We start from the raw sequence: 24294 nt of genomic DNA on the forward strand, positions 1-24294 counted from the left end.
GCCCATGGACGCTCCCACCGACGCCGCGCCGCCGCCGGCACGCTTGCCGACGCTCGCCACGGCCGCGCGCTGGTACGCGGCCGCAGGCATCCCGGTCATGCCGCTGCACACCCCGACCGCCTGCGGGTGCTCCTGCACCGCCGGGCCGGAATGCGGCTCACCCGGCAAACACCCGCGGCTTCAGCACGGCCTGCACGAGGCCTCCGCCGATCTGCGCCGGGTCCGGGAGTGGTGGCGGCGCTGGCCGCAGGCGAACATCGGCCTGGCCACCGGCGGCAGCCTCGACGTCTGCGACATCGACACCACCACCGGCCTCACCCGCGTCCTCGACGTCCTCGACGTCGTACGCCCCGCTGGGCCGCTGGTACGGACCGGGTACGGCTGGCACCTGTGGTTCGCCGCCAACGGACTTCCGTCCCGGATCGGACTGCTGCCCGGCGTCGACTGGCGCGGACGCGGCGGCTACGTCGTCGCGCCACCATCCGTGCACGCCACCGGCAGCCGGTACGCCTTCCAGCAGCCGTGGAGACCGGGCACGCCGCTGCCGGTATGCCCGCCCGCGCTACGGCGGCTCGTACAGCCCGCACCGCCGCCGGCTCCGGCCGGGACGACGGCAGGTGAGGTCGCGGACCTGGACCGATACACGCAGGCCGCGCTCGACGGCGAGGTGGCCCGGATCCGTGCCGCGCCACGGCCGGTGTATACGGGCGGGCGGCGGGTGTCCGGGGGCGGACGAAACAACGCGGTGCATCTGGCTGCGTTCCGCCTCGGGCAGCTCGCCGCCCGCGGCACCCTCGACCAGGCTGAAATCTGGTCGCGGCTGATCACCGTGGCGACGGACGTCGGCCTCGCCACGCGCGAAGCCGAACGCACCATCGCGTCGGGGTGGCGTGCGGGTCTGCGCCGCCCCCGGGCCGTTGTCTCCCGTGCACGGCGGGGACGCGCGTTTATGAGGTAGCACGAGCGGCACATACCGCGAGGTCGGGGCGGCACCGCAGAGTCTTGCGGGGATCATTCCCCGGAGCCGCCCCGACCCGGAATCTACTCGCCAGCGAGGCCGGGCGAGTCGGTCCCGGCTATCCACGGCACCTCGTCAAGCAGGCAGGCGGAACCGCGTGGAGCATTTCGCTCCTCGCGTGTCTGTCCATGCGAGCTCGATCCACTCGGGGTAGTTACCCGTCCGGGGAATCCACGCGTCCGGCGTGGACTCGCCGGGATGCACAAGCTCTTGATGTGTCCCTTCAAGCATAAGTTCACCGCCGTTGCTCTGCGAGAACGTCATGTCCTTGGCCGGGGCATCGCCGCCATTTGTCCACGTTAGGACGAAGGTACCGTGAGACTTCGGCGTGACGTGACAGTCGAATGCCGCTTGCGGCTGTGGCACCTCCTGAAGAAGGTGCCATGAACCGCTGCCAGACCGCACGCACTCGATCTCCAACCGGATCGGTGTCTCGTCGTACCGTGCGGCCCATTCGGCGGAGTTGATCCATCCCGCGGGCACGCTGGGCTCCATTACGAGCGTGCGACGATCGCCGCAGCGCAGGGCAGAGAGGTGCACGCTCCGGCCCTCGCTGTCTGCGCCGTCGACTCCAGGAACGAGCCGGTACGGGGCCCAGACCACGGACCGCAGCTCCTCCTCGCTCGGGTCTCCGGCGAGATGCCGCTGTGGCTGATCACTGCGGATGCGCACCAGAACTTCATCCAGATGCTGCAACCCGGACGGGCCGGACAGCCCCAGCGTAAGCGACACGCGGTCGCTGCCGTGGCCGACGGCCGCAGCAGCGACGGTGACCTGCGGGGTGAGTTCACCGTGACGTCGGTCGGCTTCTACCTCGGCCGTCATGCGCGCCGACTCCGCTGCGTCTTCGGCGGCTTTCGTCGCTCGCCGGGTGAAGTGCACGCTGACGATCAGGGCGATGATGCCCGTGACCGCGCCGATGCCACCACCGATCCAGGAAAACTGTTCGAGGTTCACTAGCAACACCGTAATGTCGGCACCGCGGGGAGCGCCACGCCCACAGGAGATGCAGCGAGCCGGAGACCCGGCGGACCGTCATCTCGAGATGACGGTCCGGCGTGCGCCGATCTAGGGCGTGTTGGTGGATCTCGTCGAGCCGAGGTCCAGGTGTCGTTTGGGTGTGCAGCGCGCGAGTCCGCATACCGGTGTTGCATGTGGGCTTTTGCGACGTACGGCCAGGCGGCGCCTAGGCCATGCCCCAGGTCGGCGAATATCCGCCAAGCACGCCCTAAGGCGAGCTCGGCTCCTTCGTCGTCGATTGCCCGAGAGAAAGCAGCTCTCCGGCGATCAGATAGGTGTGGATGGCGCAGAGCTCAGCTTCCGGTACACCTACCTCGGCGTGCACGCCCTTATTCGCAAGCTTGTCGACAGCGTTGAAACGCTCGATCAAGCCGCCTACCGCTGCATTCACCGTCTCAGCCGTGGTCCCGCTGGGCGTGTTGGTCTTCACGTACTCATACACACGGTTGCGATACGCAGCGTCATTGAGCGCATGCCCAGCGTCGGTCTTGGCGTTCGGAACGCCAGGTAGCACGTGGTCCGCGACCGCCTTGAGGATACGTCGGCACGTGGTAATCGCCTGCGAGAGTTCCTCTGCGACCGGCGAAGACGGGTCGTTGGTCGCCGTCCTCAGCCGACGATATACAGCAGAGAACTGGTCCAGCAGACTCGGTGCACCCTCCGCAAGCAGGGCGTCGACATGCGAACGAAAGCGCTCGAAGATCCGCTCATTTACATTGGCGTAAGTCAGTTGACGTTCCCATGCGCACAGTGCCGCAAATACAGAGTGCCTGACCCTTTCTTTAATATCTCGCATGTGGCTCTGCATGAGAGCGGAGTCATAGTTCGATGGGGTATCCGAGTGCATCCGGATGATGTTCTCCACCGCAGCCAGCCCATGAACAGAACTCTTCCCCTGATCTGGACCCCATGCGATGGAACGCGAGGCCATATAGCGCGTGATGGCGGCTTCGGCTGGCCCCTCAGGATCGCCCCACAACGACGGGTCCGCCATCAAGCGCCGGGTATCCTCAGCATTCGCAGTGGGATGCCCACCAACGGGCTTGAGTTCCAGGCCGAGATAGACAGCGAATTCGGTCTCACCCAGAAGCGAGGCGATTCGGGCAGCCCGCCGAGCCGATACGTCGACCGGCCGGTCATCAAGCTCGTCCAGCGCGCGCTGGACGAGCGTCAGCACATAATCATTGCTCATGTCCGCCACGAAAGGACCATAGCGGTGCCGCACGAAGCCGCAGCGGCCTGACACGGCCGCTCGCAGTTGGAGTCCAAGAACTTCAACTGGCGAGACAGATCCCTCACGGAGGACGACGAGGCGCTCCCTTGAATGGACCGTCTGTGCTGGTGTGGTTATGCAACCACCCGAGTGCTCGTGAGCCCGGCGCCCGGCACCGATCTTCGCTTGCCGAGTGACCGCGCTGAGGTGGTCGTGCAGCTCTGCACCACGGCCGGGCGTGAGGCTCGCGCCGTCTGAGGTGGTCTCAAATGCAGGCGTCGTCCGCAGTCAGCGCGCCGTGCGCGCGTGACCTGGTAGGGGTACGACAAGTGTGAGTGAAAGTCGAGGCGGCGCCGTTGATTCTTGCGGGAGATCAACAATGCCTGGGCGCGCCGCCCCGACCGCCCACCCTACCGCCGCCCGGCACGGACGAAACGCGGTACCGGCATCAGCTAGCAGCGGATACACGGTATGTGTGCCAGGCCGCGGAAGCCTGCACGAGTTTCCGGGTCCACGGGTCAGGATCGTCGCCGCCGATTCCGGCCCACATCGCGGCCTTGCCTGTGGCAAACGCATCGGCGCCGTCGCGGGTAGCGGTGCGCCAGACGGCGACGCCGCCGGCCAGTTGCTCAGCCGCGCGCGGATGATGCCCCGCGGCGATGAGCCAGTACCCGCAGTCCAGCCACGGCGCACCCCGGGTGGCCCACCCCCCCCAGTCGACGATCCGGGCGTGCTGGGCGTGCACGAGGACATTGGCGGATTCAGGTCGGTGTGCAGCAGCGCGGTCCCGGCGAAGTGGTGCAGGTCCTCCGGCGCGGCAAAGGCACGCAGCCGCTGGACGGCATCGCGGACCTTCACGCCTGCCGGACACCGCACGGCACTCATCCGCGACAGCAGCCCGGCCACCGTCGACAGGTCCGGTGACCCGGCCCGGTAGTCGGCGGTCCGGCCCGGCAACGCGTCGAAGACCAGCACAGCCCAGCCGCAGGTGGTCACGCGCGCCCGGAACCTCTCCACAACCAGAGCCACGCAGCGAACTATGCTGCTGACCGAGCGTTCACAGATAAGAGACACCGTCGATGGGTTAGGCTTTCATATGCAAGGCAGAGCTCAACAAACCCGGTTCGGGGTTCATCATTCCGGTATGGCCCAATAGTGAGCGAAGAGTCAATCATCGCCATCGTTGCGGCAGCGGTGTCGGCACTCGCGGCCCTATTAGCGCTCTGGCAGGCGCGCTCGGCACGAGCTCAGGCAGTCTGGGCGGGACGGCAAGCGCGGGCTGCCGAGGAAGCAAACCGGTTGCTGTTAGAGCAGCTTACGCGACAGGACCTCGAGGCCGGCTCGACGGCCAGGGAGCGGGAACGACAAGCGGTCATGCGCCTGGCTCAGAGCGCGAACCTCGTGATGCACGACGAGATCACGTGGGTACAGGATTGGACAGCCGACACGCTGACCGACGCGACCTTGCACGTATTTAGATTACGTTTTGACCGATACCTCGGCGACCTTATGGAAGGGCGGGCGAACGCGACAAGCGATACATCCGTCTCAGCGGTCGATGTTATCGAGGCAGCCGTCGATGAGGTTCAGAGATTACGGAAGTCCGTCACCTCTTCGCACCGCGCCATGCAAACGGGTAGCGACGTGCAGGACAGAGCGCGAATGGTGGCGTCTCAGATCCGCGAACGGCTCGGACATGTGGAACAGATGCAGTGGCTAACCGCACAGCTGGCGGCACCGCACCGCGGCATTCTCGCCGAGGCGATAAGAGAACATCTAAGAAAGAACGATCCGTCTTCGCAGTAGGCAGGCCGGGCCTCGGCTTGATCAGGCGCTCGACTTCACTTCGTTGCATCCCTACGCGCGAGCCCATTTGTCATACTTGTCGTCATGGCCGAGCCGCTGTGGAAAAGCTACGAACGTCAGATTTGCGCCGTACTGCGCAAGTTGGGTGGCGAGGATGCCACGGTGTTGTTCGACCAGCAGATCCCAGGCAGGTTCTCAGGCGTCAACCGGCAGATTGACATCCTAGTCAGAGGAACATTCGCGGGACAGCCCCATGTTCACGACATGGTCGTGGACTGCAAGATGTTCTCGCGTAAGCTCGACGTGACGCATGTGGAGAACTTCGTGGGTCTACTGGAAGACGTGAACTGCGCCCTCGGCCTTCTCGTGACCACGGAAGGATTCACGCCAGCAGCAAAGCGGCGCGCCGAAAGCGTAAGGGGCGTGAACACTGAAGTGATCCGACTCGACGAGATGACGAAATGGCTCCCCCGCTCGGTCATCGTCGCGACGACCACTGGGTCCTCGGCGGCGACCCTGTCATTTCGAGATGACGACGGAGAGCCACAGACCCAGTGGGTGTCGCTCGACTTCGCGCGCCAACTCCTGATCGCCCAGGGCCGTACCGAATTGCCGTGACCGACGCGACAGTGCTCACCGATACCACCGACACAGTGGCGCGGCATACCGAGCTCAGGCGATGATCCAGGATACGAACTGCATCCATCATCTCTTTCGGATGATTCCGGCGCAACACCCAGCGCGCTGACGCAAACGACAGACGATCGGCCTGCAATCGTCTAACCATGGACGGTGCACAGATTGCCACAGTTAGCGCAGCCTCGATCGCAGCACTAGCGGCCATGGCGACATTGGGCGTGAATGTTGAAACAGCGTATCGGAAAGAACGTAGAGAAGCACACCGAAAGTCCTTGGAGCCGATGCTCTATGACATCCAAGACGCATTACATGAAGTAATTGCTACATCACGCACTCAACATAACCGTCTGGTTGACGGGAAGGCGTCGGCATCGTGGCGGGACAAGGGAGACAAAGCGTCCAAGGATCTCGACCGCCTTCGTCGCCGTGTCCGCTATCAGCTACCCGGACTCGAGCGGGGCTTCTACGTGCTGGTACGTGTGCCAAATTGGACCGCCCACCGGCGAGGAAGTCAGGAGGGCCTGCACCTGCTAGACCTCGCTGACGAGCTCGTGCAGCTGCTGCATGATGCGGTAGGGAGTTCTTGGCGAACGGGAAAGACTCCGTCGCGCAGGCAGATCGACCGCATCGATCAGGTTGTCAACGAAATCCTCGCACTGTCACCGACCGGGCCCCGCCCCGCGAAGGACCTGTTCGACATCGATGACAGCGTGCTTTCTGACGCAGATACCGACCCTGCACCCATCGCGGCCTCGTGAGCGGTGCGGCCCGAGGACCGGCACCGCCGGACCGTGCGTGCACTCATCCGGTCAGAGGGATGTCGGCCCAAACGACTTTGCCGTGTGTGCCGACCGCAACCATCTTCGCGCTCAGCACGACGCTCTGGTCCCGTCGACCCTTCAAGTCGCCGAAGGTGCAGGATAGCCCAGACCCCGACGGGATGCTGGTAGCGCCTCCGTCGACTGCACAGGACCGACTCGGCATAGGGAATCCGGGTCAGGGCTATCCATCGGACGGGCGGGCTCGTCACCGTCAGGTGATGCCGTGTCCACGCGGCGCGTACGCAGCCTCGGAAAAACCATCGCGCAGCAGCGGCGCACAGCGCATGAAGTCTTCCAGCAGCCCTTCTCCGTAAGCTGGCCACAGCGTTCGGTCGGCTAAGGGAACGCCGAAGTACGCGATGGTGCCGCCGTCAGCGTCCCAGGTCGGGTCGACCGCGGTGCCGTCGCGGGTAACACACCACGCGTGCGGCAGATGGACCGCCACACCGGGCCGGTGGTAGGCGGCCATACCCCCGGCATAGACCAGGTCGTGCTCGCCGTAGGTGCGTGCGGCGTGGGCGGCGTTGACGCGGCAGGCGCCGTCCGGCATCTTGTCCAGCCCAGGCGGGCGGGGTGCGGGGGTGAAGACGCGGCCGTGGGCGAGCAGGAAGTGGAACACGCTCGGATACCGCCAGCCGGGCGGGCGCGGCCCGCCCGTGTCGATGAGCCGGACGTGGTCGCGGACCACGTCGACAAGCCGCCGTACAGCCGCGTCGTGCGCGGTGCCGGACCGATCGCTGGTGATCACCTGGCCCGCACCCTCCTCATCGACGCCCGCTGAGCTTACGACCCACGCCCGGCCGCCGGTCAAGACCGATCCGCCGGCCCTTTGTGCGACCGAGCACTCCACCGCGGCACCATGCGAGCCGCGACCGCAGGACGGCAGGCGCCCCAGGCGCGGTGATCCGGCAAGGCTCGGGTCACGGCCCCGCCGCGCGAGCCCTTCTGCGCGCCCGTGCGCACTCAAGCGCTGCCCGGATCCGGTGCCCTCGGCGAGCTGAACGCTGGCCAGCCGCCGTGCGCCAGCCGCTCGCGGCGGTACCCGTGCTGGAGAGGTTATTTGTTGTTCCACCGGCGGCCGGTGGCGCCTCTGCTGAACAGGACTCAGGTCAGCCCACCCCAGGCCGGAGCCGCTAAGCCACCGCCAGCAGACGATCTTGGCCATCGGGTCTCGCTGCGCTCGACACCGAGCCCCACGGTCTCGCTGCGCTCGACGCCGAAGATCGTCCGCGCGGGCGGCTTGCACCCCGGCCCCAGGCGGGCTCTGACCGGCCCCGTCAGCGCGGCACACCCGGCGCGGCGGATCACCCGATCCCCTTCGCCGCACGGGATGCCGCACCCGAGCACCACCATTGGGAGCCAGCCATGCTGTTCAACTTCACCTTCGAGGGCAACCTCGCCGACGCGCCCGAGCTGCGCATCACCCCGTCCGGCAAGGCCCTGTGCCGGATGCGGGTCGGGCACAACACCCGCCGCCGCACCACCAGCGGCGAGTGGGTCAACGGGCCGACTATGTGGGTCACCGTCACCGCCTGGGAAACCCTCGCCGAGCGCTGCGCCGACCTGCGCAAGGGCGACACCATCGTCGTCGACGCCCGCGACGACCTGACCGCCTGGCCCTTCCTCGCCCAGGGCAGCGATAAGCCCGGCGCGCAGCTGCAGGTCACCGCCGCCAACATCTCCCTCTCCCTCCGCTTCAACCCCGCCGCGTCCAGCCGGCCCGCCCGCACCAACGAGGCCGGCGACTTCGCCGACGCGTGGGCGCACGCCGAGCCCGCCGACGACCTCCAGCCCGCCCTCTAACCGGCCACCGCGGGGCCGGGCACACCGCCGCCCGGCCCCGCACCACCCACCGCCCATCACCCTTTGCCGCTGGAGACGAACATGCTGTTCACCGTCGTCATCGAAGGCCGCCTCACCTCCACCCCCGAAACCGGCACCACCAGCGCAGGCCGCGACTTCACCCAGTTCACCCTCATCCACCGCGACCGCTACCGCGACCACACCGGCCGCTGGGTCGACGCGAAGGCGATGTTCTTCGACGTCCTCTGCTGGGGCGAACTCGCCACCCGCGTGCGCAACCTCTCCCGCGGCGACCTCGTCATCGTCGAGGCCGGCCAGCTCATGCCGTACCTCAACGACTCCGACCTGCCCACCCTCAAACTCGGCGCCCGCAACGTGTCCGTCTCCATGCGGTTCACCGACGCGCACGCCGGCCCGCCGGTCCGGCAGCGCCACGGTGACGTCGTCACCACCCCGGACGGCGAGCAGTACGCCGCCGACGTCTACCCCGACATCGCCACCGACCGCGAACTCGTCCACCACGCACGCTGACACCCCGCTCCAGGACCGGGTTCGTGCGCCTCGCACGGGCCGGTCCGGGAGCCGCCCGACCGCACGCCGCCCAGGAGATTCCGCGATGCACCGTCACGCCCCGGTCTCGATCGTCGTTCCGCGCATGATCGCCGACGACCTGCTCTACGCCCTCAGTTTTACCGTCGACGCCTACGACCACGACGCCGCCCGGTGCCGCTGCCCCGACAGCACTCCGGCCAGCCCGTGCCCGGACCACCAGCACGACCAAGCCCGCGCCGACCTGCTGCGCCTCGCCCGCTCCTACGTCGCCGCCGCCCTCGACGCCGGCGACACCCTCACCGGCTGCCGCACCAGCAGTAGCTTCGCCGCGAGCTGACGCCGATGGATACGCTCCCCACCGAGGTGCAGCCCAGACCTATCCGCTTCCGCGACGAGCCCGCGATGCACCACGGCGGCGCCTACGTCGCACCCGGGCGCCGCGCCACCGCCGGCGCATGGCTCTACCCGTGCCCGGAGCAGTGCCGCGACGACGGCCCGCTCGGCATCTGGATCGGCCCGGCCGACGAGCCTGGACGCCAGGTGCTGATCTGCCCGTCGTGCGGGCTCGACTGCACCTGAGCCTGATCGGAGGCAGCCACGGCCGGCGAGGCCGTGGCCGCCTCCGTCACGTGCCGGTTACGCGGCGCCGGTTGTCGCGCGGTCGATCAGCGCGCGCAGCTCATTGAGCTTCGGGTCGAGGTGGGACGGGTCGGCCTCGTTGATCGTGCGCAGCAGCGCCGGCCAGGTGAGGATGTTCTCGTCGCGGCGGGTACGCCACCCGGACGGGCCGGGGTTCTCCGCCTGGCTGTTGCCCGAGCGGACCACGATGGACATGTCGTCGCCGCCCATGTTCCGGAGCTCGATCTGGCTCCCGAGGCCGGGGATCCGCTCCACCGTCGTCGCGCCCTCGCGGTGGACGGAGAGCCGGACGTCCCCGGCGAGGTGGCGCGGGCTGAGGGGCTGCTGATCGGACACGAGAAACTCCATTCGGTACGAGACCGAACCCCCGGTCGGGGGCTCAACCTTGCTACCGATTGGCCAGGCTTCGTATTCGCCCGCGTGCTCGAACGGGTGACGGCTCTACAGCCGGTCCGGAGCACGGTCCTATTTTACCGCGGAGGCGACGGTCAGCGTGCCGGCGGTGGTGTCGATCGTCGCGGGCGGGCCGAGGGGGATCGTCGGCGGGTGGAAGCCGTGCCCGGCCGGGATGCCGCCGAGGACGGGCACGTCGAGCCGGGTGAGCCGGTCGCGGAGGATGTCGGTGATGTGCCAGCCGCCCTGGGTCGGGTCGTCGGCGATGTCCTCGAAGCCGAGGAACTGGCCGAGGACCACCCCGTGCAGGCCGTCGAGCTGGCCGGAGCCCATCATCTGGGTCAGGGCCCGGTCGACCTCGCCCAGGCCGGTGCCTTTCTGGTGTTCCAGGAACAGGATCGCCCCGGCCAGGCTCGGCAGTCCGGCGCCGACGGTGGTGCGGATCGCGTCGAGGTTCCCGCCGACCAGCGGCCCCTCCGCGACCCCGTCCACCTGCACGGCCGCGGTCGCCTCGTGTGGATCGCGGTGCAGCACGACCGGGTCGGTCGTCATCAGCGCCCGGCGGAGTGCCTCGGCGCTGTCGGGCCCGGACCAGTCGTCGCTCCAGTTCGCGAACGGCCCGTGCACTCCGGTGACCCGGCACCGCGCCCACAGGGCGAGGTGCAGGTGGGTGACGTCGCTGAACCCGACGACCGGCTTCGGATCGGCCGCGATCGCGTCGAAGTCCAGCCCGCCGATGATCCGATAGGTGCCCTTCCCGCCGCGGCTGGTCACGATCGCCCTCACCTGCGGGTCGCGGAACGCCTCGTTGAGGTCGGCCAGCCGGTCGGCGTCCGTGCCGGCCATGTACCCCCAGGAGTCGAACACGTGCACGCCGACCTCGACCCGAAGCCCCCACGAACGCATCACCTCCACACCACGGTCGATGCCGTCACGGCTCGGCGGGCAGGCCGGGCTGACGATCTTCACCAGATCCCCCGGCCGTAGGCGGGGCGGGTACACCGTCTGCGCGCCGGAGGTCTCCACGCAGCGGATTGTTCCACCGCCGTCGCGCCCGTACTGACCCCGCGACCGCGCCTGCGCCACCGTGTGCTCCAGAGGCTGAGGTCAGCAGGTCTCTCTTCGCGGTGTCGCCCCGGCGATTCACTCTTCGGGTGGAACGGCGACGAGTCGTTCCCGATACGCACGCATCGTCCGGGCGTCGTGTGTCATCGTGTGCGTGGCGCAGCGGGCGCCACGTTGGAGCTGCATCACCCGGTATGCGGTACGTCCGGCCGAAGGCATAGCCACCGACGCGTTCCACCGCACGACACCCAGACACTCGACGTCGTCTTCTGTATTTCGCTGACCGGGAGCGAGACCAGGAGATCGTCATGTCGAAGACTCTCAGTCCGACCGTCCTCGCCCGCCGGTGCCGTCGGCTGACCGGCGAGTCCCACGAGCGGATCATGCGCCGCCTCACCGACGGGTCGCGTCCGGTGATTCCGCACGGGTCCCCGGCGCAGGCCAACCTGGAGCACGAGGTGCTGATGCTCCTCGGGCACCGCGGGGAGACCACGGCACACGGCTGGAAACCCGGCGACGACCCGTTCGGCATCTCCTGGCTCACGCCGTACCTGGACGCCCTGGACATCGGCGTGAAGCAGACCGCGCTGCCCGACGTCCTCGGTGCGCTGATGCCGACCTACCGGCCCGGTGGCGAGCCGCACGGACTCTGGGGGCTGCGGGCCGAGGTATCCGCCGACGGAGTCCAGCTACGGCGGCTCGGGCTGCCCGGCGTCGTCCGCATCCCGGGGATCCGTCGCGCGCAATGGTGGCGCGCCGCAGCCGCCTACCTGGAAACCCGGTGCGACAGCCACGAAATGCAACTGCTCTGGCGCACCCATCCGCACCGGATGCATCCGGAGGAAGAGTCCTTCGCGCACAAGTACGGGGCCGGCTACACCACCGACGCCCGATTCCGGGAAGTCCCACCACTGACATCGGCGCTGCTACGCCGGCACATGATCTTCCGCCACCCCTCGATCGCCGCGGTCGACCTGTGGCGGAACTGGGAACGCATCGAGCTCGAATGGGCTGACGGCCCCGACCACACCACCGTCATCGAGGCCCTTCTCGACGCGGAACTCGGCGCCTCCGGGGCAGTCAGTGCTCGCTGCCGTTGCGCATCCGGTGACGACTGCTTCGCGATCGAGTTGACCATGCAGGCCGCGCCGAACGCGGTACTGCGTCTTCGGCGATGCCGCTACGGCTGGGCCGAAGTCCGTGAGCAGTTCAGCGACGAGGCCCGCGCCAAGCGCTACGCCGCCTTACGCCGCTACACCGGCTGCGGACCCGAGTTCCTGGTCACCGCAACTGCGCCGCGCTGAAAGAGCGCCCGCCGCGTTCTCGCGGCGGCAGACTGCCCGCCGCGCCCCGTGGTGACCGGGATGGCCGGCTGCCGGGCTTCAGTGGAGACCGGCCGCCCGGTGGCCGGCAAGCACCGCCCGGAACCTGCCGTGTCCCGGCTCGCTTCGCGTCGCCGTCGCTGCGCTGACCCGGCAGCTCCCGGGTCTGGCCTACGGCCTGCTTGACCTGCCCCTGGCGACGGGCCGGTCTCTCACCGCCCCGTCAGCACGGCACCCGGCCCCCGTCCGGGGAGCCACCGGGTCGCCGTGCCCGCCACCCGGGAGGGCTTCCGTCATGTTCCACGCGCTCGAGATCGCTGAGGACCACCGCGACCGTAATCGCCGCGGCCGACCCGGCACCCCCGTCACTGTCGGAGAAAGGGACGTCTACGACATCACCAACCCGCACGACCTCGCCGAGTACCACCTCGTCCTGTCCTACACCCGCACCGCATAACCCCCGCCCACCACCGCAAGGGCCAGCCCACACCTTCGCGGGCTGGCCCTTCACCATGATTCATTCCCCGGCCAGCGCGCCGTCCGGCTCCCAATCGCGCAGCTCACCCACATCGGCAGGCCCGGCGCCGAGCCCGGCCACCGGTTCCTGCTCCTCCACGACCTCCACATCCGGTCTCTCGCCTCCCGGCGCCGCCGGCGTGGTCTTCGCGCGGGCGATCGCGGCCTTCACCTCGCTCACCGGAATGTCGACCATCCCGGCTATCTCCACCACCAGCTCCCCGAGCGCGCGCAACTCACGCAGCGCCCCGTCCGCCTCCCCGGCCAACTTCGCCGCGACCGCCTGCGCGTCGTGCACGATCCGCAGCGCCCGCTCGCCAGCGTCCTGCATCACCTGCGACGCCTTCCCGGACCGGTCGAAGTAGATACCGACCTGCGCGGTCACCGCCGCCTCATGCGCCGCCCGACGCGCCTGCCGCAACGCCGCGACCTCCGACGCCCGACGCGCCGCCGAACGATTAACACCAGCACCACTCACACGCTTCGCCATAGCCACAAAAACTAGCCACCAATACGCCTTTCTCTCAAGGTCATGCCGCAAATTCAAGCCACATCAAGCCAACCCCAAACAACCGAATACAACCACAAGTCAAATCATCATAGGAACACCATCTAGCTGCACAAACACCAGACCCAGAGGCCAGCAAGAATTAGCCGACACACCTCTTGCAGATGCTCTTGTCATGGATAAAACCCGGCCGGTAAGCTGGTCCCAAAGATGACACGAATAGCCGACTAACAGGGCCCGCGAATGCACGTCATTCGCGGGCATTGTCGTGCGCGGGGTGAGGGGGTGAGCCGGGATGATGACGTTGCACAAGCTGTCCGTCGGGGACGGCTACACCTACCTGACCCGTCACGTCGCCGGCGGCGACACCACCCGCACCGCCGAGCAGACCGCGGCCGACTACTACACCGCGCGCGGGAACCCGCCCGGCCGATGGGGCGGCCGCGGTCTGGACGCGCTGGGTCTGTCCGGGGCGGTGACCGAGACACAGATGAAGCATCTGTTCGGGCAGGGGATGCACCCGGACGCCGACCGGATCATCGCCGACCACCTGCGCGAGCACGTCCGCGACGGGATGGACGACGACGCGCTGGCGAAGCTGTCGGAGGACGCGATCCGGGCGGCGACGCTCGGGCGTCGCTTCCCGGTCTACACCACCCTCGAACACTTCGACCTCCGCGTGGCGGCGCGGCTGGGTGTGATCCGGGACGAGACCGGGCGGGAGCCGACGCAGGCGGAGATCGGCACGATCCGGGCTGAGGAAGCGCGCCGGGCGCGCGGCGGAGTCGCCGGCTACGACCTGGTCTTCACCCCGGTCAAATCCCTGGTGCTGCTGTGGGCGCTCGATGATCGGGAGTGGGTCCGGGACGCGATCGTCGAGATCCACGCGCAGGCGCGGGACTCCGCGCTCGCCCTCCTCGAAGAGCACGCAGCGTTCACCCGCACCGGCGACGTCGGGCAGGCGCAGCTGGCCACGCGCGGGCTGATCTACGCGGTTTTCGACCACTTCGACTCCCGCGACGGGGATCCAAACCTGCACACGCACGTGCCGATCAGTAACAAGATCCAAGGCGCGGACGGCGTGTGGCGCAGCCTAGACGGGCGCGCGCTGCACCGGATCGCGGTCGCCGCGTCCGAGCACTACAACTCCCAGATCGAAACCCTCGCCACCGCCCGGCTCGGCCTGGAATTCACGGTCCGGCCGGACACCGCCCGGAAACGCCAGCCGGTCCGGGAGGTGGCCGGGGTGCCGGTGGAGTTCATCCCGACGTTCTCCAGCCGGCGCGGGCAGATCGAGGACCGGTACGAGCAGTTGGTCGTGGACTTCCGGCGTTTGCACGGCCGGGACCCGGACAACCAGACCGCATTCCGGCTCGCCGAACGCGCGAACCTCGACACCCGGCGCGGCAAAACCCCGCCACGATCGCTGGCCGAGCAGCGCACGGAATGGCAGGAGCGTCTCGTCGCCGCGCACGGCCGCCCGGCGCTTCGACAGCTGGCCGGTGTGGTCGCTGTCAACAGCCGTGAGCAGCCCGTCACCGCCTCATCCACAGAGTTGTCCACAGCAGACATCGCCACGTTGGCGCAGTTGACCGTCGGCCGGGCGGAACAGTCCCGCTCCACCTGGACGGTCTGGAACCTGCGCGCCGAAGCCGACCGGTTGCTGCGCGAACCACCCGAGTCACTGTTCCCGGACGGGCTGCGTTTCGTCGGCGTGGACGAGCGGACGCGGGTGCTGGAAGCGGTCGTCGCCCGGGCGATCTCCGACGAGTGCGTACCGGTGACCGTCCCGCCGCTGCTGGACGAGCCGGACGCGCTGCGGCGCCCGGACGGGACGTCGGTGTTCGTCGAGCACGGCGCCGCGCGGCACACCAGCCGCACGATCCTCGACGCCGAACAACGCCTCCTCAACGCGGCCCGGACCATCACCGGCCCACCCGGAACGGTCGCCCAGGTGCAGGCGATTCTCGACGGATACGAGGCCGCCGAGGGCAAGACATTGGACGCGGGTCAGCGGGCGATGGTGGCCGCGTTCGCCTGCGACCCACGCCAGATCGTCGTCGGCCTCGGCCCAGCCGGGGCCGGGAAGACGACCACGATGCACGCCTACCAGCACGTCCTCGCCGCCCAACACCGCCGGCTGATACCCCTCGCCACGTCCGCGGCAGCCGCCGCCGTCCTCGGCGAGGACCTCGGTGTCCCGGCCGAGAACGTGCACAAGTTCGTCCTGCACCACCTCGTCCACGGCCAGCCGCAGCCCCGCCGGGACGGCACGCTCTCACCGAAAACCGCGTTCTTCCACGTCCGGGCCGGGGACGTGATCCTGGTCGACGAGGCAGGGCTGGCCGGCACCCGCAACCTCGACACCCTCCGCCAGATCGCCGAACGGCACGGGGCGACGATCCGGCTGCTCGGCGACTACCGGCAACTGTCCGCCGTCGAGTCCGGCGGCGCACTCCGGCTCCTCGCCACCGAGGCCGGCGCCGTCGAACTGAACACCCTGCACCGCTTCACCCACCCGGCCGAGGCCGACACCACCCGCCGGCTGCGCGACGGCGACACGACCGCCCTGGACTACTACCAGCAGCACGATCGGATCCGGGCCGGGTCCGCGGAGGCGATGATCGAACAGGCCTACACCGCCTGGCACACCGACATGACCGCCGGGCTGCACACCCTGATGACCGCCTCCACCACCACCGGCGTCACCGCCCTGTCCGCCCGCGCCCGCGCCGACCGAATCGCCGAAGGACAAGTCGAAACCGACGGCGTAACCCTCCATGACGGGAACCGGGCCGGGCGCGGGGACTGGATCGTCACCCGGGTCAACGACCGCACCATGACCTGCAACCGCGGCAAGGACTGGGTCCGTAACGGCGACGCCTGGACCGTCACCGACCGCCGCCCGGACGGGTCACTGAAGGTCCAGCACATGCGGCACGGCGGCACGATTACCCTGCCCGCAGGGTATGTGGCCGGGAACGTCGAGCTGCTCTACGCCACCACCGTCCACCGCGCCCAAGGCGCCACCGTCGACACCGCACACGCACTGGTCAGCGACGACATGACCCGCGAGACGCTCTACGTCGCCGCCACCCGCGCCCGGCAAAAGACCACCCTCTACGCCATCACCCACCACGTCCTCCCGGTCGATGAGGACGCGCGGCTCGACCGCACCGTGTACGACCGGCACGCCCGCGCCGGCCGGGAAATCCTCGAAACCGTCCTCGCCCGCGAAGGCGCCGAACCCTCCGCCACCGAAGCCATCGCCCGCGCCCACGACGGCGCCCGCTCCCTGGCCACGCTCGCCCCCAGGCTGCGGTTCGCCGTCGAGAAGGCCGACGCGGACCGGCTGCAGACCCTGGTTACCGGGATGCTCGGCGACGACGCCACAGGGGTCACGAAGGATCCGGCGTGGCCGGCGGTCATGCGCGCCCTTCACCGGGCAGAGGCCGACGGGGGGACCTTCCGCAGGTTCTCGCCGGAACCGCACGGCGCGGCCCGCTGACCCGCGGCGAATCCCCGGCCCAACTGCTGGCCTGGCGCATCGACGACCACATCGAAGGCCGCACACCCACCCCGGCGCTCGCCGCGCCGACCGAAGCCGACACCGCCCGGTACGCGGCGCTCATCGGCCTGCACACCCAGCGCGCCGGCAACCTCGACCCCGTGGAGGGGGCTAGAACGCCGTCGGCGCTGCTGACCGATCCGGCCATCGGCCGCACTGATCATCAGCAGTTGCTGGGTCTGGTCCTCGACGAGCCCACCGTCGCGCGGACGCTGGCGGAGCCGTCGTGGCCGGCGCTGCGCACGGCGCTGACCCGGGCCGAGTACGCCGGGTACCAGCCCGCCGACGTCCTCGCCGCCGCTGTGCTGGCCCGGCCGCTGGACACCGCAAGGTCGGTATCGGACGTGCTGGCCTGGCGCGTCGCCCGCCACCTCCACGACAACGCCGCACCCGCCACACCGGGTGGTGAGGACGGCTGGCGGCAGCTGGCCTGGACGCTCAAGGCCGCCGAGCAGGACGGTAAGACCGCCGCGCAGTTGCTGGCCGGCACCCGCCCGGACAGCGGACTCGACGATGTCCGCCGTCTCGTCCACCAGCGCACCCAGCCAGCGCCCGCGCACGGCCCGCTGCCCTGGATGGCCCCGATCCCGCACCAGGTCGCCGATGACTGGAAGCCCTACCTCGACGCCTCGCATCGGCTGGTCAGCGATCGTGCGCAGGTGCTCGCGGCGGCCGCGATCGCCGACCGGCCGGCCTGGCTGGCTGGGCTCGGCGAGCAGCCGATCGACCCGCAGGCAGCCCGCCAGTGGCAGCGTCATGTCGAGATGGTCGCCGCGTTCCGCGACGAGTTCCAGGTCCGTACCGACGACCCGCTCCAGCCACTCGGCGCGTACCCGGCCGCCGACAGCGCCGCCCACCGCGCGTTCCTGCACGCCGCCGACGCCGTCCTAGCCACCCGCCACCCGCACGCCTCCACACCCGACGTCATCGACGTGCGGGTCACCGCCGACACCTATCTGGCGCTGCCGGACCTCGAACGCGAAGACGTCACCCACGCCGTCGCCGGACGGCTCGGACCCGACTGGCTCGGACCACGGAACGGCACCGCGGACACCCTCATCACCACACCCACCTACGCCGCGCACCTACGCGTCGAACTCACCCACCGCGGCCACCTAGACCCGGCGGCCGCACACGAACCGGCATCCGCCGAGGCCATCACGACCAGCCAGCCGCCGGCACACACGCACGTCGGTCGTGGCCGGAACGGGCCAGCCCTGCCGATGGATCAGACCGCCGCGCAGCCCGGCATCCAGGTCACCTGGTAGCCCCAGCCCGCGGCCGTTTCCAGGTCGCCACCGCCGACCGGCGCGGCATCGGCACCCGCACCTCTCGTTCAGAACCCTGCGCATGAAAGGATTCCTATGCCTCCGATCAGCAGCTCACCGCCACCTGGCCGGCCGGCTCCGGCTCACGCGGTCCGGCACGTGATCCAGTTCTCCGGCGGGATCGGCTCGTGGGCCGCCGCCATGCGCGTCGCCGCACAACACGGCACCGACAACCTCGTCCTTCTCGCCGCCGACACCAAGGCGGAAGACCCTGGCCTGTGGCGCTTCGTCGACGACGCCGCCGCGCTCCTCGATGTCCAGCCCGTGATCGTCGCGGACGGTCGCACACCCTGGCAGGTCTTCGCCGACCAGCGTTTTCTCGGAAACAGCCGTATCGCCCCGTGCTCGACCTTCTTGAAACAACGGCCCTGTCGAGCCTGGCTGACCACGCACGCCGACCCCGCCGACACGATCCTCTACGTCGGGATCGACTGGAGCAAACAGCACCGCACCCCGGGTATCACCCGCGGCTGGGCGCCGTAGACGGTGCGGTTCCCGATGTGCGAACCACCGTTCCTGACCACGACCGACATGCTCGACTGGGCACGCACGGAAGGACTCCGCCCGCCCCGCGCCTACGCCGAAGGGTTCTCGCACAACTTCTCTCCAGGGTTTGCCGATGTCTCATCTCCATCGATGGCCGTATCCCGCTCCGCACCACACGTCCAAGATCATCCCGCTCGCCTGATAGATCCGAAGACCCCGTCTCGCAGGTCGCGTGCCTCGGATCACCAGCTCATACCCCGCATCCGGCGCCGGCCCCGGCCGTCGTCGTCGCTGTGACGCCGGGAACCCCACCACCCCTTGCCCTATACCCCCGGGGGGTATACCTTCGGCGCATTGGAGGTGGTCGACATGACGACCGGAGACCACGAAGGTCACGCAGCACCCGGGGCCGTGACCACACGCACGCACGCCACGGCGGGCATCGCGAGCACGCACGATCATCACGGGCATCCGGCGGCGCACGCCGGTCACGGTGGCGGACATGACGCGTCCGCGCATGGGGGTGCGGGTCATGGCGGGCACGACAAGCACGCCGGTCACGATCCGGATGCGTTCCGGCGGAAGTTCTGGCTCAGTTTGGTGCTGACGGTCCCGATCGTCGCAACGAGCCACATGATCATGGACTGGTTCGGCTACACCCTCGACTTCCCCGGTATGGCGTGGGTCGGCCCGGTACTCGGTACCGCGGTGTTCCTCTACGGCGGGTGGCCGTTCCTGGCCGGTGCGGTCGCCGAGGTGCGGGACCAGGCACCGGGAATGATGCTGCTGATTGCGATGGCGATCACCGTGGCGTACGTGGCGTCGCTGGCGACCAGTGTCGGGGTGTTCGGACTGGACTTCTGGTGGGAGCTGGCGGCTTTGGTGACGATCATGCTGCTCGGGCACTGGCAGGAGATGAAAGCCATCGGGCAGGCGCAGGGCGCGCTCGCGGCGCTGGCCGCGCTGCTGCCCGACGACGCCGAACGGCTTGCCGCCAACGGTGACACCGAGCGGGTGCCGGTGGCCGCGCTTGCGGTCGGGGATCTGGTGCTGGTGCGCTCGGGTGCGCGGGTGCCGGCTGATGGACGGATCGTCGAGGGCACGGCGGCTCTGGACGAGTCGATGATCACCGGTGAGTCCCGTCCGGTGTCCCGGGGTGCCGGAAATCGGGTGGTGGCCGGGACGGTCGCGACCGACTCGGCGATCCGGGTCCGGGTGGAGGCGGTGGGTGAGGACACGGCGCTGGCGGGGATCGGCCGGCTGGTCGCGCAGGCGCAGGCGGCCAGTGGCCGGGCACAGGTGCTGGCGGACCGGTTCGCGGCGCTGCTGTTCTACATCGCGACCGCCGCCGCGGTCCTGACCTTCGTCGTCTGGTGGCTGCTCGGTGACCTGGATCAGGCGGTGGTGCGGACCGTGACGGTGCTGGTGATCGCGTGCCCGCACGCGCTGGGCCTGGCGATCCCGCTGGTGATCGCGTTGTCGACGGCGCTGTCGGCGCGGGCCGGGATCCTGGTCAAGGACCGGCTGGCGCTGGAGCGGATGCGCACGGTCGAGGCGGTGCTGTTCGACAAGACCGGCACCCTGACCAAGGGTGCGCACACCGTGACCGGCATCGCTGCCACGACCGGGTTCACCGAGGCGCGGGTGCTGGATGTCGCCGGCGCGGTCGAGGCCGACAGCGAGCACCCGCTGGCGCGGGCGCTGACCACGGCCGCCCACGAGCGGGGTCTGCGCGGGCGGGCGACGGGTTTCCGGTCGCTGACCGGCCGGGGCGTGCAGGCGGTCGTGGACGGGCGCACCTACGCCGTCGGCGGGCCCGCTCTGCTGCGGGAGCTCGGCGCGACGGTGCCGGCCGACCTGGAGGCGGCGGCGGGGCAGTGGTCGCGGCGTGGAGCGGCGGTGCTGCACCTGCTGCGCTTGGACGACGCCGGGACACCGGCGGTGATCGGGGCGTTCGGTCTGGAGGACGAGGTGCGGCCGGAAGCGCGCGAGGCGATCGCGCAGTTGCGTCAGGCCGGGATCGGCAAGATCGTGATGATCACCGGTGACGCGCGGCCGGTCGCCGAGGCCGTCGCGGCCGACCTCGGCTTCACCGCCGAGGATGAGGTGTTCGCCGAGGTCCTGCCGGCCGACAAGGACCGGACGGTGGCCGGGTTGCAGGAGCGCGGGCTGCGGGTGGCGATGGTCGGTGACGGGGTCAACGACGCGCCCGCGCTGGCCCGCGCGGATGTCGGCCTGGCGATCGGCGCGGGTACGGACGTGGCGATCGAGTCGGCCGGTGTCGTGCTGGCCTCCTCCGACCCCCGGGCGGTGACCGGCGTGATCCGCCTGTCGCAAGCCTCCTACCGGAAGATGATCCAGAACCTGGCGTGGGCGGCCGGCTACAACGTCGTGGCGATCCCGCTCGCCGCGGGCGTGCTGGCCTGGGCCGGGATCACGCTGAGCCCGGCGGTCGGAGCGGTGCTGATGAGCGCCTCGACGATCGTGGTCGCGCTCAACGCCCAACTGCTGCGCCGGGTGCGTCTGGCGCCCCGGCCGTGACCCGGTCCCGGCCGAACACCCACCAGGCCGCGTGATCGCAGCCCGAGGCAGACCACCGCCCGGGGCTGCGAACGCGTGCCGAGGTGTGTTGCACCATGGCTGCTCCCGGCCGGGACCGCGATCCGGGCGCCGTGGCGGCGATCGTGGTGAGCGTCGGTGGTGGTGCGGTGAAGGGTGGTTGCCCGGGTGGCGGGTTCGCAAGCGGTGACGTATCTGTTGAGCGCGGCCGTGGTGCTCGGGCTGGCGGCCTCGGCCGCCGCCGGTGACGTGCTGGACCTGATGAATACGGCCCCGCCGCCCGCACAGGCCGCGACCGCACAGGCCGCGGCGGACCTCAGCGCGCCGGGCGTGCGGGTGCTGCGCCAGGACCCCGCACCCGCCCGGACCGCACGCGGTGATGCTGCCGTCTCCCGTCCGCCCGCTTCCCGCCCGCAGGCCTCCCGCCCTTCCGCGGCCGCCTCTGCCCCGGCCGCCGCGGCTGCGGTGGCGTGTGCGGGTGGCCGGTGGCAGCGCGACATCGAAGCCGCTCTCGCCCGTCTGGGCGGTTACGGTCCGGTCAGCGTCAACGGCCGGTCCTCGCCGGCCGACTGCGCCGCGATCCGGGCGTTTCAGCAGCGGTTCGGTGTCGAGCCCGCCGTCGGGCAGGCGGACGCCACCACGGCGGATGTCGCCCGGCGCCTCGCGGCCAGCACCGACCCGAAGCGGGTCCGGCAGTGCAAGGCCGGCGCCGGGGTGACCGCCTGCGTCGACTTGACCCTGCAGACGGTGTGGGTGATGCGTGACGGGGACGTGGTGTTCGGGCCGACCGTGGTTCGGACCGGGTTCCGCGGTCACGCCACCCCGGCCGGGACGTACCGGATCAACAAGCGCGCGGTCCGGGAGTGGTCGAACCCGTACGAGGTGTGGCTGCCGTACTGGCAGCGGTTCAACGGCGGGATCGGTTTCCACGAGACGACCACGTACCTGCACGACGCGGCCCGCGGTTCGCACGGCTGCGTCAACCTCCTGCACCGCGACGCGGTGGCGATGTGGAAGCAGCTGAAGACCGGCACCAAGGTCCGCACCTTCGGCCGCCGGCCCGGCACCTGACCCGAGGGGGGTCCTTCACCCGGGCGGGTGACAGGCGGGCATCCGCCCCGGGCGGCACAGGTCCGGGGCGGAGCCGGGCACGGCCCGGGGCCAGGGTCTGTGTCCGGGTGGTGTCGTCATCGGCGGAGGCCGCAGACGCTACGGTGGGGCGGTGAGCGGGGCAGCAGCGATCGTGCCGGGCCGTACGGCCCGGCTGATGCTGCTTTTGGCGACCGTCCTCGGCCTGGCGCTGATGCACACCCTCGGCCATACCGGTGTCCGCACCGACACCCACCACCCGGCGAGTACCGGCACGCACGAGTCGGCGGCCGGCACGCACGCACAGGTCACCGTGGGCGTGACGATGGCGGCGTGGACGGCGTCGACGGTGTGCCCGGACGACCGCTGCGGCGGGCACGGTGGCCACGGCGCGGGTGTCTGGAGCGTGTGTCTGGCGATCCTGACCGGCCTGGTCGTGCTGGTGATGTTGCTGTGGCTGGCTGCCGCCGGCTACGACCGGCAGCGCCTGATGGCGGCGGGGGTGCTGCGGGCGTTGATGCCGCGCGCACCGCCGGACCGGCCTGCAGGTCTGACGCTGGCCTCGGTAGCGGTACTGCGCATATAGGCGACCCACCTCGACGGCGACCGCGATCGGTCGTGGCCGAGGCGCCCGCACGCGTACCCGAATCCTGCCGAAAGGTCACATTCCATCATGATGCGTATTTCCCTGCCCCCGACCACGATGCGGGGCCGTACCCTCCTCGCCGGTGCTGCAGTTACCGCCACGCTGCTGCTGTCGGCCTGCGGCGGTGATCACTCCGCCGACCCGGACGCCGGGGGCATGAACCACATGCCGGCGAGCGCGTCGGCGGCCGCACCGGCGGCGTCGGTGTCGGCTGGATCGTTCAACGACGCCGACGTCAGCTTCGCCGAGGCGATGATCCCGCACCACCAGCAGGCGGTGCAGATGGCCGCCCTCGCCGACGGCCGGGCCGCCGACAGCGAGGTCAAGACTCTCGCCGGCAAGATCGCGCAGGCCCAGCAGCCGGAGATCGACACCATGACCGGCTGGCTGGCCGCCTGGGGCCGGCCAGCACCGGACATGAGCATGGACGCGGGCATGCACCACGGGTCGATGCCCGGCATGATGTCCGACGCCGACATGAGCATGCTCACCGAGGCCACCGGCGCCGCGTTCGACACGCACTTCCTCACCATGATGATCAGCCACCACGAAGGCGCCATCGACATGGCGCAGCAGGAAGTCCAGCAAGGTACTAACGCCGACGCGAAGGCCCTGGCCCAGAAAATCATCACCGATCAGCAGGCCGAGATCACCACGATGAAGGGCATCCTCGCCCGCCTCTGACCGGTGCCCTCGACCGGGTGGGCGGGCGCTGATCGCGTCCCGCCCACCGGGCCTTGCACCTCCGGCCGACCGGGATTCGCGAAGCGCGTTTCGCACACGCCGCCAAAGGTATTTTTGGTACATTTGCCATTCGGTGTGTCAGGGATGCGGGACGGAAAGGTTCATGTTCGGGCTGGTCATGCGGATGACGACCGTGGCGCTGATCGTGTTCTGCGCCGCGATGGCCGATCATGCGCTGCCGCACCCCCACCATGCGCACGTCGCGCACGCCGCGGTCGTCGCGCCACCGGACCCGGCCGGGCCTGGCGCCGGTGATGCCGTCCCGGCGACCGGCGAACGGCCGCACGACGCGCATCCGTGCATCACCGCCGCGCTCCTGCCGCCGGTCAGTACGGGCGTCGTCGATCTGGCCGAGGTCGTTCCGGACGTTCCGGTCCGGGCCGGTGCGGTGCCCGTGACGGTCACCGCCGATGCCGCGCACCCGCCCGGCAGATCCGCGGCCGGCGTGCTCTCGACGACCTGCGTCCACCGCATCTGACAGGCCCCGGCCTGCCGCCTGCCGCCACCCGCTTCGCCCCTCTTCCGCGATGACCGATGCCGCGGGCCCGGGCCGGTGTGA

The 24294-nt window shown here is 69.8% G+C and carries 24 protein-coding genes; 18 read left to right on the plus strand and 6 right to left on the minus strand.

The window, feature by feature from the left end; all coding sequences use genetic code 11:
• Positions 1-4: 4 nt before the first annotated feature.
• A complete protein-coding gene (locus J2S42_RS17570; RefSeq protein WP_307240497.1) occupies positions 5-958 on the plus strand; it encodes a bifunctional DNA primase/polymerase in 954 nt (317 codons plus the stop codon).
• A 135-nt stretch (positions 959-1093) separates the two neighbouring features.
• Here J2S42_RS17570 and J2S42_RS17575 read toward each other — a convergent pair whose 3' ends face one another.
• On the minus strand, positions 1094-1975 hold the full coding sequence (locus J2S42_RS17575; protein WP_307240499.1) for a hypothetical protein: 882 nt from the start codon (positions 1973-1975) through the stop codon (positions 1094-1096).
• A 271-nt stretch (positions 1976-2246) separates the two neighbouring features.
• Entirely contained in the window at positions 2247-3239 is a 993-nt protein-coding gene (locus tag J2S42_RS17580) for a hypothetical protein (protein ID WP_307240501.1), read from the minus strand.
• Positions 3240-4406: 1167 nt separating this feature from the next.
• Between J2S42_RS17580 and J2S42_RS17585 the strand changes: the two genes are divergently transcribed.
• The 3 genes from J2S42_RS17585 (at position 4407) to J2S42_RS17595 (ending at position 6454) form a co-directional block, all read left to right on the plus strand.
• Positions 4407-5057 (plus strand): hypothetical protein, encoded by a 651-nt coding sequence (locus J2S42_RS17585; RefSeq protein ID WP_307240502.1) that lies wholly within the window; start codon positions 4407-4409, stop codon positions 5055-5057.
• Between the two features lie 84 nt (positions 5058-5141).
• The gene (locus J2S42_RS17590) at positions 5142-5675 is read left to right on the plus strand and encodes a restriction endonuclease (RefSeq protein WP_307240504.1); all 534 of its coding nucleotides are present in this window, start codon (positions 5142-5144) and stop codon (positions 5673-5675) included.
• A gap of 167 nt (positions 5676-5842) precedes the next feature.
• Positions 5843-6454, plus strand: coding sequence for a hypothetical protein (locus J2S42_RS17595; RefSeq protein ID WP_307240506.1), 612 nt, complete (start codon positions 5843-5845; stop codon positions 6452-6454).
• A gap of 274 nt (positions 6455-6728) precedes the next feature.
• Here the strand turns inward: J2S42_RS17595 and J2S42_RS17600 are convergent, their stop codons facing one another.
• Positions 6729-7367: a hypothetical protein gene (locus J2S42_RS17600; RefSeq protein ID WP_307240508.1), complete on the minus strand. Its 639-nt coding sequence runs from the start codon at positions 7365-7367 to the stop codon at positions 6729-6731.
• A gap of 515 nt (positions 7368-7882) precedes the next feature.
• Here J2S42_RS17600 and J2S42_RS17605 point away from each other — a divergent pair.
• The 4 genes from J2S42_RS17605 to J2S42_RS17620 all read left to right on the plus strand — a co-directional run bounded on the left by J2S42_RS17605 (position 7883) and on the right by J2S42_RS17620 (position 9451).
• Complete coding sequence (locus J2S42_RS17605; RefSeq protein WP_307240511.1) at positions 7883-8320, plus strand: single-stranded DNA-binding protein; 438 nt, start codon at positions 7883-7885, stop codon at positions 8318-8320.
• Positions 8321-8401: 81 nt separating this feature from the next.
• The gene (locus J2S42_RS17610) at positions 8402-8851 is read left to right on the plus strand and encodes a single-stranded DNA-binding protein (RefSeq protein WP_307240512.1); all 450 of its coding nucleotides are present in this window, start codon (positions 8402-8404) and stop codon (positions 8849-8851) included.
• A gap of 85 nt (positions 8852-8936) precedes the next feature.
• Positions 8937-9209: a hypothetical protein gene (locus tag J2S42_RS17615; protein WP_307240514.1), complete on the plus strand. Its 273-nt coding sequence runs from the start codon at positions 8937-8939 to the stop codon at positions 9207-9209.
• Between the two features lie 5 nt (positions 9210-9214).
• Positions 9215-9451, plus strand: a complete 237-nt coding sequence (locus tag J2S42_RS17620) for a hypothetical protein (protein ID WP_307240516.1) — start codon at positions 9215-9217, stop codon at positions 9449-9451.
• Between the two features lie 57 nt (positions 9452-9508).
• Here the strand turns inward: J2S42_RS17620 and J2S42_RS17625 are convergent, their stop codons facing one another.
• Both J2S42_RS17625 and J2S42_RS17630 read right to left on the minus strand, forming a co-directional pair.
• Positions 9509-9847, minus strand: coding sequence for a hypothetical protein (locus J2S42_RS17625; protein ID WP_307240518.1), 339 nt, complete (start codon positions 9845-9847; stop codon positions 9509-9511).
• A gap of 129 nt (positions 9848-9976) precedes the next feature.
• On the minus strand, positions 9977-10930 hold the full coding sequence (locus tag J2S42_RS17630) for a S66 peptidase family protein (protein WP_307240520.1): 954 nt from the start codon (positions 10928-10930) through the stop codon (positions 9977-9979).
• Between the two features lie 422 nt (positions 10931-11352).
• Here J2S42_RS17630 and J2S42_RS17635 point away from each other — a divergent pair, with 422 nt between their 5' ends.
• The gene (locus tag J2S42_RS17635; protein ID WP_307240522.1) at positions 11353-12273 is read left to right on the plus strand and encodes a hypothetical protein; all 921 of its coding nucleotides are present in this window, start codon (positions 11353-11355) and stop codon (positions 12271-12273) included.
• Positions 12274-12586: 313 nt separating this feature from the next.
• Complete coding sequence (locus J2S42_RS17640; RefSeq protein WP_307240524.1) at positions 12587-12748, plus strand: hypothetical protein; 162 nt, start codon at positions 12587-12589, stop codon at positions 12746-12748.
• A 60-nt stretch (positions 12749-12808) separates the two neighbouring features.
• Here J2S42_RS17640 and J2S42_RS17645 read toward each other — a convergent pair whose 3' ends face one another.
• A complete protein-coding gene (locus J2S42_RS17645; RefSeq protein WP_307240526.1) occupies positions 12809-13192 on the minus strand; it encodes a hypothetical protein in 384 nt (127 codons plus the stop codon).
• A 418-nt stretch (positions 13193-13610) separates the two neighbouring features.
• Here J2S42_RS17645 and mobF point away from each other — a divergent pair, with 418 nt between their 5' ends.
• The 8 genes from mobF to J2S42_RS17685 all read left to right on the plus strand — a co-directional run bounded on the left by mobF (position 13611) and on the right by J2S42_RS17685 (position 24213).
• The gene (mobF, locus tag J2S42_RS17650) at positions 13611-16823 is read left to right on the plus strand and encodes a MobF family relaxase (protein ID WP_307240528.1); all 3213 of its coding nucleotides are present in this window, start codon (positions 13611-13613) and stop codon (positions 16821-16823) included.
• Positions 16730-18151, plus strand: coding sequence for a hypothetical protein (locus J2S42_RS17655; protein ID WP_307240530.1), 1422 nt, complete (start codon positions 16730-16732; stop codon positions 18149-18151). The genes mobF and J2S42_RS17655 overlap by 94 nt, the downstream gene beginning before the upstream one ends.
• 159 nt (positions 18152-18310) lie before the next feature.
• Positions 18311-18694 (plus strand): hypothetical protein, encoded by a 384-nt coding sequence (locus J2S42_RS17660; protein WP_307240532.1) that lies wholly within the window; start codon positions 18311-18313, stop codon positions 18692-18694.
• 444 nt (positions 18695-19138) lie between these two features.
• Positions 19139-21238, plus strand: a complete 2100-nt coding sequence (locus J2S42_RS17665; RefSeq protein ID WP_370879401.1) for a heavy metal translocating P-type ATPase — start codon at positions 19139-19141, stop codon at positions 21236-21238.
• A 204-nt stretch (positions 21239-21442) separates the two neighbouring features.
• Complete coding sequence (locus J2S42_RS17670; RefSeq protein WP_307240536.1) at positions 21443-22327, plus strand: L,D-transpeptidase family protein; 885 nt, start codon at positions 21443-21445, stop codon at positions 22325-22327.
• Between the two features lie 151 nt (positions 22328-22478).
• A complete protein-coding gene (locus J2S42_RS17675) occupies positions 22479-22931 on the plus strand; it encodes a DUF6153 family protein (RefSeq protein ID WP_307240538.1) in 453 nt (150 codons plus the stop codon).
• An 87-nt stretch (positions 22932-23018) separates the two neighbouring features.
• Positions 23019-23675 (plus strand): DUF305 domain-containing protein, encoded by a 657-nt coding sequence (locus J2S42_RS17680; RefSeq protein ID WP_307240539.1) that lies wholly within the window; start codon positions 23019-23021, stop codon positions 23673-23675.
• 163 nt (positions 23676-23838) lie between these two features.
• Positions 23839-24213, plus strand: coding sequence for a hypothetical protein (locus J2S42_RS17685; RefSeq protein WP_307240541.1), 375 nt, complete (start codon positions 23839-23841; stop codon positions 24211-24213).
• Positions 24214-24294 lie beyond the last annotated feature (81 nt).

This window comes from Catenuloplanes indicus, assembly GCF_030813715.1.
In the GTDB taxonomy this organism is placed as follows: Bacteria; Actinomycetota; Actinomycetes; order Mycobacteriales; family Micromonosporaceae; genus Catenuloplanes; species Catenuloplanes indicus.

Bases quoted from the DNA above. Each gene is read 5' to 3' on its own strand.
- J2S42_RS17570 (WP_307240497.1), top strand. From the start codon at position 5: ATGGACGCTCCCACCGACGCCGCGCCGCCGCCGGCACGCTTGCCGACG.
- J2S42_RS17590 (WP_307240504.1), top strand. From the start codon at position 5,142: ATGGCCGAGCCGCTGTGGAAAAGCTACGAACGTCAGATTTGCGCCGTA.
- J2S42_RS17595 (WP_307240506.1), top strand. From the start codon at position 5,843: ATGGACGGTGCACAGATTGCCACAGTTAGCGCAGCCTCGATCGCAGCA.
- J2S42_RS17605 (WP_307240511.1), top strand. From the start codon at position 7,883: ATGCTGTTCAACTTCACCTTCGAGGGCAACCTCGCCGACGCGCCCGAG.
- J2S42_RS17610 (WP_307240512.1), top strand. From the start codon at position 8,402: ATGCTGTTCACCGTCGTCATCGAAGGCCGCCTCACCTCCACCCCCGAA.
- J2S42_RS17615 (WP_307240514.1), top strand. From the start codon at position 8,937: ATGCACCGTCACGCCCCGGTCTCGATCGTCGTTCCGCGCATGATCGCC.
- J2S42_RS17620 (WP_307240516.1), top strand. From the start codon at position 9,215: ATGGATACGCTCCCCACCGAGGTGCAGCCCAGACCTATCCGCTTCCGC.
- J2S42_RS17635 (WP_307240522.1), top strand. From the start codon at position 11,353: ATGCGCCGCCTCACCGACGGGTCGCGTCCGGTGATTCCGCACGGGTCC.
- J2S42_RS17640 (WP_307240524.1), top strand. From the start codon at position 12,587: ATGTTCCACGCGCTCGAGATCGCTGAGGACCACCGCGACCGTAATCGC.
- mobF (WP_307240528.1), top strand. From the start codon at position 13,611: ATGATGACGTTGCACAAGCTGTCCGTCGGGGACGGCTACACCTACCTG.
- J2S42_RS17680 (WP_307240539.1), top strand. From the start codon at position 23,019: ATGATGCGTATTTCCCTGCCCCCGACCACGATGCGGGGCCGTACCCTC.
- J2S42_RS17685 (WP_307240541.1), top strand. From the start codon at position 23,839: ATGTTCGGGCTGGTCATGCGGATGACGACCGTGGCGCTGATCGTGTTC.